This window comes from Enterobacter sp. PP-008-ECC_S150 (genome assembly GCF_045257065.1).
Lineage (GTDB): Bacteria > Pseudomonadota > Gammaproteobacteria > Enterobacterales > Enterobacteriaceae > Enterobacter > Enterobacter chengduensis.
The window spans coordinates 1-10,469 of the sequence record NZ_JBJHHG010000043.1; the positions used below are offsets into that span (position 1 = coordinate 1).

General features: G+C 53.5%; 9 protein-coding genes. 1 reads left to right on the forward strand and 8 read right to left on the reverse strand.

The window, feature by feature from the left end; translation table 11 throughout:
- Positions 1 to 847: 847 nt before the first annotated feature.
- The gene (locus ACJBF3_RS25440; protein ID WP_000594459.1) at positions 848 to 1,129 is read right to left on the reverse strand and encodes a type II toxin-antitoxin system RelE/ParE family toxin; all 282 of its coding nucleotides are present in this window, start codon (positions 1,127 to 1,129) and stop codon (positions 848 to 850) included.
- 337 nt (positions 1,130 to 1,466) lie between these two features.
- On the opposite strand from ACJBF3_RS25440, the gene ACJBF3_RS25445 reads away from it, so the two are divergent.
- Positions 1,467 to 1,760 carry a HigA family addiction module antitoxin gene (locus tag ACJBF3_RS25445; protein WP_000609279.1) on the forward strand — a complete coding sequence of 98 codons (294 nt, stop codon included), beginning with the start codon at positions 1,467 to 1,469 and terminating at the stop codon, positions 1,758 to 1,760.
- Positions 1,761 to 3,291: 1,531 nt separating this feature from the next.
- On the opposite strand, the gene ACJBF3_RS25450 is transcribed toward ACJBF3_RS25445, so the two are convergent.
- The 7 genes from ACJBF3_RS25450 to ACJBF3_RS25480 form a co-directional block, all read right to left on the reverse strand.
- The gene (locus ACJBF3_RS25450; protein WP_000137422.1) at positions 3,292 to 3,507 is read right to left on the reverse strand and encodes an MbeD family mobilization/exclusion protein; all 216 of its coding nucleotides are present in this window, start codon (positions 3,505 to 3,507) and stop codon (positions 3,292 to 3,294) included.
- 6 nt (positions 3,508 to 3,513) lie between these two features.
- The gene (locus ACJBF3_RS25455; protein WP_045342089.1) at positions 3,514 to 4,005 is read right to left on the reverse strand and encodes an MbeB family mobilization protein; all 492 of its coding nucleotides are present in this window, start codon (positions 4,003 to 4,005) and stop codon (positions 3,514 to 3,516) included.
- 677 nt (positions 4,006 to 4,682) lie between these two features.
- A complete protein-coding gene (locus tag ACJBF3_RS25460) occupies positions 4,683 to 5,027 on the reverse strand; it encodes a MobC family plasmid mobilization relaxosome protein (protein WP_045342092.1) in 345 nt (114 codons plus the stop codon).
- A 986-nt stretch (positions 5,028 to 6,013) separates the two neighbouring features.
- The gene (locus tag ACJBF3_RS25465) at positions 6,014 to 7,318 is read right to left on the reverse strand and encodes a PAS domain-containing methyl-accepting chemotaxis protein (RefSeq protein WP_007899670.1); all 1,305 of its coding nucleotides are present in this window, start codon (positions 7,316 to 7,318) and stop codon (positions 6,014 to 6,016) included.
- A 910-nt stretch (positions 7,319 to 8,228) separates the two neighbouring features.
- Complete coding sequence (locus ACJBF3_RS25470) at positions 8,229 to 8,444, reverse strand: MbeD family mobilization/exclusion protein (protein ID WP_000137422.1); 216 nt, start codon at positions 8,442 to 8,444, stop codon at positions 8,229 to 8,231.
- Between the two features lie 6 nt (positions 8,445 to 8,450).
- Positions 8,451 to 8,942, reverse strand: a complete 492-nt coding sequence (locus ACJBF3_RS25475) for an MbeB family mobilization protein (protein WP_016355729.1) — start codon at positions 8,940 to 8,942, stop codon at positions 8,451 to 8,453.
- A 677-nt stretch (positions 8,943 to 9,619) separates the two neighbouring features.
- On the reverse strand, positions 9,620 to 9,964 hold the full coding sequence (locus tag ACJBF3_RS25480; RefSeq protein ID WP_032976203.1) for a MobC family plasmid mobilization relaxosome protein: 345 nt from the start codon (positions 9,962 to 9,964) through the stop codon (positions 9,620 to 9,622).
- Positions 9,965 to 10,469: the final 505 nt, after the last annotated feature.

Consider the following 10,469-nt stretch of genomic DNA (forward strand, 5'->3'; position numbering starts at 1 on the left):
AAGCCGTTTTTCCATAGGCTCCGCCCCCCTGACAAGCATCACGAAATCTGACGCTCAAATCAGTGGTGGCGAAACCCGACAGGACTATAAAGATACCAGGCGTTTCCCCCTGGTGGCTCCCTCGTGCGCTCTCCTGTTCCTGCCTTTCGGTTTACCGGTGTCACTCCGCTGTTATGGCCGCGTTTATCTCATTCCACGCCTGACACTCAGTTCCGGGAAGGCAGTTCGCTCCAAGCTGGACTGTATGCACGAACCCCCCGTTCAGTCCGACCGCAGCGTCTTATCCGGTAACTATCGACTTGAGTCCAACCCGGAAAGACACAACAAAACGCCACTGGCTGCGGCCATTGGTAAGAGGGTGTACAAGAGATTACTGATGCAGAGTTCTTGAAGTCAGAGCCATACTGAGGCTAAACTGGAAGGACAGAATTTGGTTTCAGCGGTCTTGTACACCCTGTTACCACGGTTCAGAAGTTCCCCAACTTACTGAACCCTCGAAAAAACCGCCTCCCCAGGCGGTTTTTTCGTTTCGAACATAAGATACGCTTTGTCGATTTAATCAGTCAAGGAAGAACCCTGAAAGCCTCAATCGCTTACAGAATTATTCTTGTTAGAGACATGTTTCTGCACCGTATCAACACCAGTACACAAAACAGCTGCAAACAGGAACCATCCCCACCCATCTAGGCCACGAACAGCAAGAACCCCAGCAATGACTACACAAAGCAAAGGGAACAACAAAATCATAAAGGCTCTCATAAATCCTCCAGAGGTACTTATTTTTGAATAAAGTCCCTAATCCATCCATATTGCCACTAGGATGGATTAGTAACTTACTTATTGATTACTAATGGTAATCTTCAAGATCAACGTCTAAGACGTTTGGTTCTTCCACCTTGAAAACCACCCTCCAGTTTCCGTTAACCTCTACGGAAAACTCACCTTTACGTTCACCTTTTAGGGGGTGACACCCCAGCGCCCTTACATCCACAATATCTTGAAGACATGTTGCGGTGCTTAGCGTAGTCAATATCATGCGAAGTTTTTTCGCTAAGTGAGGCTGAATTCCGGCGGTGTTACCGTTTTCAGCAAAACTCCGAAGCCCTTTATGCTTTATGTTTTTTATCATCAATCATCTCCATAAAATTTTCGTCGATATCTATCTCTATAAACAGAAAACAATTTGACAGCGTCCATTTGAACCCCTTGCATTATTAAAATAATTGACGTAACTTTGTCTCTGAGGTCGATTACCTCGTTTGACTTCCAAGAGCGCTAACCGTACAATATGGCGCCTTGAAAAAGTCGGTAAAGACACCATATCAGCGGTAGCTTTCTGCTCCACCGAGCATCCTAAAGCTTACTGCTTTTTTTGTCAATAACAGACACTTGCGTATTGTGCAATGCGCAACGCGAAAGAAACAAAATGTTTTGTGTAATCAAATACAAAACCAATAGAGGAAGGCATGATAAATCTTTACGATCCTGTACACCCCGGTGAATTCATCAGGGAAATGTTCATGGAACCGTTCGAAATACCTGCCGCAGAGTTAGCTGATAAGCTTGAAGTATCACAATCTGCATTAAGTAGATTGCTCAATGGAAAAACTGATCTTAGTTATGAGATGGCTCTTCGACTATCTAAAGTTATAGGCCGCTCTGCAGAGTCGTGGGTTAATATGCAGGCTCAGTACAGCCTCTCGAAAAGTCGTAAAACTTTATCCGAGACGCTAGAACACCTTCATCCGATGTTTCCATAAGTAAAAGCCCGCTCGTGCGGGCTTTTTGCCGTAAAACCCCCGCATACCTACCTTTAGTTTGATTTTTAGTTCAGTTCTTAGATCTTGAAATGATTGTTGTTTGAACACCAATAAGATGCCCATACAAGGCTCTAAAAAGGAGAACAAAATGGCAATTTATGTAGGACCACATGGCAAAATAGGTCGTGATGGTGGCTCATTCCAAGAATGTGACATCAACACAAACACTCATACTGTTACCCGCAAATATGGACGATACTGCACCATTCGCGATAATGAGTTCGCACCACCAACGAGCGCACCTGGCAGGTACTGGCTACAGATCTACCGAACCCCAGACAACACTGAGTAACAGAAGCGCCAGTAACGACAAAGCCCGCATAAGCGGGCTTTGTCTCTTACAAAATTCCTCGTCGTCGCAATTCAGCTTCTATCGCCTCACATGCGGCATCCACAATCTCCGTGTTGTAGTACCTGGACATGCCACTGCTAATGATATCGTCCATTAGGGCACGGTTATGAGCTAAGGTACGTCGTAAGTATTCAGGGGTATGTTGCTCCATCGGATTCTCCTTTTCATGACTGAGCATTATTGCTTACCTGTATTTATCCCCGTCAGTGCTGGTCACGTTGAAAAGCCCTAAAAAACCACTTTTTTAGCTGCCTTAATCATTGAAAAATGGCACTTAAATCCACATCTATCGCGCTGGGGAAATCGCCCGCACACAGCCACTGATAAAATAAAAGTGAGATAAAATGGATCCAATGGATAAGATTTGCGATGTTTGTGCCCTCCCTGCCAGCGCCTGTACCTGTGGCTTCTGCGATGACTGCAACGAGAAGCTGGCAGACTGCGTCTGTGAGCGCTGCAGCGATTGTGGAAATTTAGATGAGCACTGTAGCTGCTCACGTTGCGACGAGTGCGGTGAAAAACTGGATGAGTGCATATGTGAGGAGTGCGAAGAATGTCTCCGCAGTCCACATGATTGTATCTGCGAAAACTGACCTAAGGCCGAATTCTCTTTCAAGAGCGACCGGGACGGTCGCTCTTATTTACCATAACATCCGTTGCCCGCACCGCTGAGACGGGGTTGGCTGCGTTTCCGGTGCCAGACTCAGGAAAGTGGCGACAGACATGACGAAAAAACACCAGAAACGCAGCCGCTGGATATTACACTAGTGCATAGTCATGCAGCCAGATGCATGGATGTTAAAGTCACACTAAAATCCGCGCCAATGCCTTAAAAACCGACAAATGCTTCTCCAGCCAGTCCCACAGCTCCGCCGCCAGATACAGGCAGTTAAGCAATGATTCAATAAGATTTAACAGCTTCATTTCCCGCTCCTGAATAAGTCGTGACCTTTTTGATCACGAACCTATTTAGCGGGAGAAATAAGAGCCCCTCTTCGTGCGGGTTGTCAGCTGCCTGGATGGTTTAAAGTGTCGGCCCGCGGTAGGTTTTCTGCGGCTGGCGCTCCAGCTCCAGTGTTTTCTGATACTCATTCTCCCTCTGCCGGAGCTCGATGGCATTCAGTTCCCGGACAAGCGGCGCAGCTGCTCGCTTAAACTCAGCACCTGCGTGCTCAAGTCCGACACGCGCTCGTTCAGCACCGCGTTCTCCCGTTGCATAAGCCCACACATGCTCCGCCATTCCGCGAAGGCGCTCTCCCATTCGTCCAGCCTTTGCGAGTAGTCCTGCTGTAGCTGCTCTAATGCGCTCAGCAACTGCTTTTCCAGCTCTGTCATTTTCAGCTACTCCTGTTTCAGGCGGATCCATGTCGTCCCGTCGTAAGGGATGGCTTCGGTTTGTATCCCCGGCGGCAGGATAAGAAACCTCCGGCCGTCGCTGCTCTCCTGATAGCGCACTCCCCACGTCCGGGCGGTCATTTTCGCCAGGGTATCTTCCTGCTGACGAAGATGCGTGTAATTGTCGGTTATCTGCTGCCCCTGCCACCACAGAATGCTCCCGCTCGTGCCGATCAGCAGCGCTGACACCATCAGGATGGTGAGCCATGTCCGCCCGGCAGTCCGCAGTACGCTCCGCCGGTTTTTCTCCATCGCCTCGCTCATACTCTGCTCGTGGGCGAGGATGGCGTCGCTGATTCTCCTCGCGCTTGCGCTCAGTTCCGCTCTGACAGACTGCTCGTGCTCGCTGAATGCGGCTTTCAGCATCTCGCCGGTACTCTGCTGCTGCGCTTTCGATTGCTGCTCTAAGTCCTTCGCCAGCGTTAAAAGACTGCTCATAGATGGCTCCCTTCAGTCGGATGTTTCGCCCCCCGTCCGGGTCGGCAATGCTGATACTGCTTTTCGTGGTGCGCACCACCTCAAAACCTGCACCTTCAAGAGTGTCAGTGACATCCTGACGGCTTTTCAGCTCCCCGGACGAAGCAAGGGTCAGCAGTCCCCGGGTAATGGCTTCTGCGGCCTCCTGCTTCGTTTTCGGCAGCCCGGACGGCGTGACCAGCGCCCGGCGGTTTTCCGGCGCGTTCGGGTCGTGCAGCCCCAGTCTGCCGTTCACGATAGTCTGCCAGGCATCGATGCGCGGCCGGTCGGCGCGGTCGTAGTAAGGCTGGAGCCGCCTGCCGGTCAGCAGCTCGGTATTGGGGATCAGAAAGTTCAGCTCCAGACGCCCCTTGTCCGCGTGCTCCACCCACAGAATGCTGTACTGATCTTTATCGAGTCCGGGCATCAGAACCCGCTCGAAGCTGGCCATCAGTTTTTCCCGCTGGCCGGGAGGCAGATCGGCCTCCGCAAACGACAGAACGCCGGAGGTGTATTTCTTAACGTAAGGCGACGCGTCAATCAGCTCCCGGACTTCTTCCGGCTTCCCCTGCAGGACGGTGGCGCCTTCACGCTGCCGGTCTTTACCCAGCAGATAGTCCACCGGCCCGGCGCCACCGCCGCGGCCGCGCGGATGAAATTTAACGATCATCGTCCGTTCCTTTCTCAAGAACGGCGTGCCGCAGCCGCTCAAGGCCGGCATCGATGGTCATCAGCGCCGCCACAATCTGTACCCTGTCATGGCCGGTGCCGCCGCCGGCGTTAACACGGCGGGCTATCTGGTTCAGGTTATTGCCCATGCCGGCAAGCTGGCGCAGCAGCGCCGGCGAGAGTGAGGGGAGCTTTCCGGAACGTGCCGGCTTTTCGTCCAGGCAGATCTGCCGCATCCACGCCGCCAGCTGCCTGCCGTCACAGCGCTCGAGCAGCCGCCGGTGCTCGTCCTCCGTCACCCACATGGTGAGCATCTTGCTCCGTTTCTCTGACAAACCGGCCTCCTGATAACGCCGGGACGGGCGGGAAAGCCTTTCCCGGTCGGCGCGGGGTTGGACAAGCCGCAGGCGCGTCAGGCTTTTGGCGGGTTTCGGGGCGCAGCCCTGAACCAGTCACGTAGCGCTAGCGGAGTGTATACTGGCTTACTATGTTGGCACGGATGAGGGTGTCAGTGAAGTGCTTCATGTGGCAGGAGAAAAAAGGCGGCACCGGTGCGTCAGCAGAATATGTGATACAGGATATATTCCGCTTCCTCGCTCACTGACTCGCTGCGCTCGGTCGTTCGGCTGCGGCGAGCGGAAATGGCTTACGAACGGGGCGGAAATTTCCTGGAGGATGCCAGGAAGAAGCTTAACAGGGAAGCGAGAAGGCCACGACAAAGCCGTTTTTCCATAGGCTCCGCCCCCCTGACAAGCATCACGAAATCTGACGCTCAAATCAGTGGTGGCGAAACCCGACAGGACTATAAAGATACCAGGCGTTTCCCCCTGGTGGCTCCCTCGTGCGCTCTCCTGTTCCTGCCTTTCGGTTTACCGGTGTCATTCCGCTGTTATGGCCGCGTTTGTCTCATTCCACGCCTGACACTCAGTTCCGGGAAGGCAGTTCGCTCCAAGCTGGACTGTATGCACGAACCCCCCGTTCAGTCCGACCGCTGCGCCTTATCCGGTAACTATCAACTTGAGTCCAATCCGGAAAAACACGACAAAGCGCCACTGGCAGCAGCCACTGGTAACAGGTTTAGAGGAGGAGAGTCTTGAAGTTTCGGGTGCGATAAGGCTACACTGAAAGGACAGTTTTGGTGACTGTGCTCCTCCAAGCCAGTTACCGCGGTTCAAAAGAGCGTCAACTCTTGCGAACCTTCGAAAAAGCCACCTTGCCGGGTGGTTTTTTCGTTTTCAGAGCAAGAGATTACGACGCAACGGAAAGGATCTCAAGAAGATCATCTGTGATGTTCGACAGATATGGGGATATGCACCATGGCCTATCCGGCTTTAACTGAAATGGCGACATCCTTAACCGCAGTCTCAACCCCTGCAGCATTCCTCTGAATGCTGGTCATAACTTCACCCGCTTCGCGCATGAGTGTAACCCCTTCCCGAGTGTTCATCAGGCTGTTTTCAATGCCACAGAGAACATCCTTGGCCAGTTGACTATTGCTGGCCACGACTTGCTCAATTTCTTCAGTCGCGCTACTGACGCTCGCCGCAAGATTACGCACTTCTGCGGCAACAACCGCAAAACTTCTTCCGGATGCGCCAGCCCTTGCTGCTTCAATCGCGGCATTCAGTGCAATAAGTCTTGTCTGCATGGCAAACTTCCGGATGGTTTCCACCATATCGTCAATACTTTCAGACTGATTGTTGAGCCGTGAGATATCGGTGGAGACAGCCCCCATCCCCTGCGCAATTCTGTCAATCATAAGGATGCTATTTTCAATAACATTGGCACCGTTCTGCGCACTTTCTCGGGTCTGCACGGCCATATCCCATGCATGCACAGCAGCCTCTTGCTCTCTCTGGTTTCGCAGGACATCAGCCGTAACATCTGTAGCGAATTTCACAATTTTATAAAGCTGCCCATCACTGTTAAAGACAGGGTTATAAGTTGCACGGAACCACAGAGGGTCTCCCTGACGGTTAAGGCGTGGAAACAGACCAGAAAAAAACTCACCTTGATTCAGACTCTCCCAGAAATGTCGGTATTCATCACTTTTGTAAAGCGTCTCGGCACAGAACAGACGATGATGCTTACCTATGATTTCATCCCGCTTATAGCCAGTGGCATTGACGAAATTTTCATTTGCTTCAAGCACGATCCCTTCAGGATTGAAGGTGATGATGGCCATAGAACGGTTTATGGCATTTACGACTGCTTCCTGCTCAAGAGCAGAATGCACGCGCTCAGAAATATCGGCAGCAATTTTAATGACTCTGATAACACGGCCGCGCCTGTCAGAAACGGGGATATAACTGGCTTCAAGCCATACGGAACGATTTCCCTTTGCCAGCCGCAGGTACTTGCCACTAAAGCTTTCTCCCCTGGCAAGGCGCTGCCAGAACTGGCTGTATTCCGGTGAACTTACCAGCGAGGGCGGGCAGAATATACGATGGTGGTGACCGATTATTTCATCAGCCCTGTACCCCATAGTGGAGAGAAAAAGCGGGCTGGCTTTATTTATCACCCCCTCCGGACTGAACTCAATGACAGGCTTATTCTGACAAATTGCGTCATACGAAATGGCTGATCGCTGGAGGTTCAGGGAGAACATATTTTTAAGTGAAAACATATGAATCAGATTGCCCGGATAATGTAAGTACTGCCATGGTTATCGGCTACTCCTTATGTAGCGTTATATATTACTGCGACAGGGCGGGAAAAAGCCCGCTCTTCAGCCATGCCGGCATGATGTCCGGCTCCGGATTTCACGCGTAAAAAACCCGCCATCTTTAGCGGGCTGAACAATAAGAAAATGTTCATATTTACGGCAAATCCGCCGGCTCCAGCAGAGAAGCTGGCGTCTATCAATCTTGGAAGAACCAGCGCAGCTCCGCATGCATTAACAGGCATCAGAAGGCAAAAAAATGGCTCACATCCGGGAGCCGGAAAACACTCAACTGCCTGGATCGCAGCACATCCTTTGTGAAGGATAATTTAAGTATCGGCCGGATTGCCGCGGGCATAAGCCCGGCCGGCATAATTTTTTCCGTATCCGCCAGACCTCGGCTTTTAACATAACACCCCTTGCCCGCACCGCAGAAACGGGGTTGGCTGCGTTTCCGGTGCCAGACGCGAGAAAGTGGCGACAGACATGACGAAAAAACACCAAAAACGCAGCCGCTGGATATTACACTGATGCATAGTCATGCAGCCAGATGCATGCAGCGTAAAGTCACACTAAAATCAGCGCGAACGCCTTAAAAACCGGCAAATGCCTCTCCGGCAACTCACACAGCTCCATCACCAGGTAAAAACAGTTCAGCAGGGCTTCAATAACGTTGAGAATTTTCATCACTTCCTCCGGGATAAGTCACTACCATTCCGGTAGTCAGCCTATTTAGCAGGAACGCGATGAGCCCTTCTTCGTGCGGGCTGTCACCTCATCTTCGGACCATCGAAACTCTTCTGCTTCTGTCGGAGCGTCAGCTCCAGCTCGTTCTGACGCTGATACTCCAGTGCAGCCTTCTCCTCGATGGCATTCAGTTCCCGGACAAGCGGCGCAGCTGCTCGCTTAAACTCAGCACCTGCGTGCTCAAGTCCGACACGCGCTCGTTCAGCACCGCGTTCTCCCGTTGCATAAGTCCACACATGCTCCGCCATTCCGCGAAGGCGCTCTCCCATTCGTCCAGCCTTTGCGAGTAGTCCTGCTGTAGCTGCTCTAATGCGCTCAGCAACTGCTTTTCCAGCTCTGTCATTTTCCGCTACTCCTGTTTCAGGCGGATCCAGGTCGTCCCGTCGTAGGGGATGGCTTCGGCTTGCATCCCCGGCGGCAGGATAAGGAACCTCCGGCCGTCGTTGCTCTCCTGATAGCGTACTCCCCACGTCCGGGCGGTCATTTTCGCCAGGGTATCTTCCTGCTGACGAAGATGTGTGTAATTGTCGGTTATCTGCCGTCCCTGCCACCACAGAATGCTCCCGCTCGTGGCGATCAGCAGCGCTGACACCATCAGGATGGTGAGCCATGTCCTCCCGGCCGTCAGCAACACGCTCCGCCGGTTTTTCTCCATCGCCTCGCTCATACTCTGCTCGTGGGCGCTGATGGCGTCGCTGATTCTCCTCGCGCTTGCGTTCAGTTCCGCTCTGACAGACTGCTCGTGCTCGCTGAATGCGGCTTTCAGCATCTCGCCGGTACTCTTCTGCTGCGCTTTCGATTGCTGCTCTAAGTCCTTCGCCAGCGTTAAAAGACTGCTCATAGATGGCTCCCTTCAGTCGGATGTTTCGCCCCCCGTCAGGGTCGGCAATGCTGATACTGCTTTTCGTTGTACGCACCACCTCAAAACCTGCACCTTCAAGAGCCTCAGTGACGTCCTGACGGCTTTTCAGCTCCCCGGACGAGGCTAAGCTCAGCAGTCCACGGGTGATGGCTTCTGCGGCTTCCTGCTTCGTTTTCGGCAGTCCGGCCGGCGTGACCAGCGCCCGGCGGTTTTCCGGCGCGTTCGGATCGTGCAGCCCCAGTCTGCCGTTCACGATGGTCTGCCAGGCATCGATACGCGGCCGGTCGGCGCGGTCGTAGTACGGCTGGAGCCGCCTGCCGGTCAGCAGCTCGGTATTGGGGATCAGAAAGTTCAGCTCCAGACGCCCCTTGTCCTCGTGCTCCACCCACAGAATGCTGTACTGATCTTTATCAAGTCCGGGCATCAGAACCCGCTCGAAGCTGGCCATCAGTTTTTCCCGCTGGCCGGGAGGCAGATCGGCCTCCGCAAACGACAGGACGCCGGAGGTGTATTTCTTCACGTAAGGCGACGCGTCGATCAGCTCCCGGACTTCTTCCGGCTTCCCCTGCAGGACGCTGGCGCCTTCACGCTGCCGGTCTTTACCCAGCAGATAGTCCACCGGCCCGGCGCCACCGCCGCGACCGCGTGGATGAAATTTAACGATCATCGTCCGTTCCTTTCTCAAGAACGGCGTGCCGCAGCCGCTCAAGCCCGGCATCGATGGCCATCAGCGCCGCCACAATCTGCACCCGGTCATGACCGGTACCGACGCCGGCGTTAACACGGCGGGCTATCTGGTTCAGGTTGTTGCCCATACCGGCAAGCTGGCGCAGCAGCGCCGGCGAGATCGAAGGAAGTTTTGCGGTACGAGCCGGCTTTTCGTCCAGGCAGGTCTGCCGCATCCACGCCGCCAGCTGCCTGCCGTCGCAGCGCTCAAGTAGCCGCCTGTGCTCATCCTCCGTCACCCACATGGTGAGCATCTTGTTCCGTTTCTCTGACAAAACAGTCTCCTGATAACCCCGGGACGGGCGGGAAAACCTTTCCCGGTCGGCGCGGGGTTGGACAAGCCGCAGGCGCGTCAGTGGCTGTTAGCGGGTTTCGGGGCGCAGCCCTGAACCAGTCACGTAGCGCTAGCGGAGTGTATACTGGCTTACTATGTTGGCACGGATGCGAATATCAGTGAAGTGCTTCATGTGGCAGGAGAAAAATGCAGCAGCGGAGCGTCAGCAGAATATGCGATACAGGATATATTCCGCTTCCTCGCTCACTGACTCGCTGCGCTCGGTCGTTCGGCTGCGGCGAGCGGTACCGGCTTACAGGCGGGGCGGAAATTTCCTGGGAGATGCCAGAAAGAAGCTTAACAGGGAAGCGATAAGGCCGCGGCGAAGCCGTTTTTCCATAGGCTCCGCCCCCCTGACAAGCATCACGAAATCTGACGCTCAAATCAGTGGTGGCGAAACCCGACAGGACTATAAAGATACCAGGCGTTTCCCCCTGGTGGCTCCC

Coding starts and splice junctions, on each gene's coding strand:
- ACJBF3_RS25440 (WP_000594459.1), bottom strand. CDS start 1,129: ATGATAAAAAACATAAAGCATAAAGGGCTTCGGAGTTTTGCTGAAAAC.
- ACJBF3_RS25445 (WP_000609279.1), top strand. CDS start 1,467: ATGATAAATCTTTACGATCCTGTACACCCCGGTGAATTCATCAGGGAA.
- ACJBF3_RS25450 (WP_000137422.1), bottom strand. CDS start 3,507: ATGACAGAGCTGGAAAAGCAGTTGCTGAGCGCATTAGAGCAGCTACAG.
- ACJBF3_RS25455 (WP_045342089.1), bottom strand. CDS start 4,005: ATGAGCAGTCTTTTAACGCTGGCGAAGGACTTAGAGCAGCAATCGAAA.
- ACJBF3_RS25465 (WP_007899670.1), bottom strand. CDS start 7,318: ATGTTTTCACTTAAAAATATGTTCTCCCTGAACCTCCAGCGATCAGCC.
- ACJBF3_RS25470 (WP_000137422.1), bottom strand. CDS start 8,444: ATGACAGAGCTGGAAAAGCAGTTGCTGAGCGCATTAGAGCAGCTACAG.
- ACJBF3_RS25475 (WP_016355729.1), bottom strand. CDS start 8,942: ATGAGCAGTCTTTTAACGCTGGCGAAGGACTTAGAGCAGCAATCGAAA.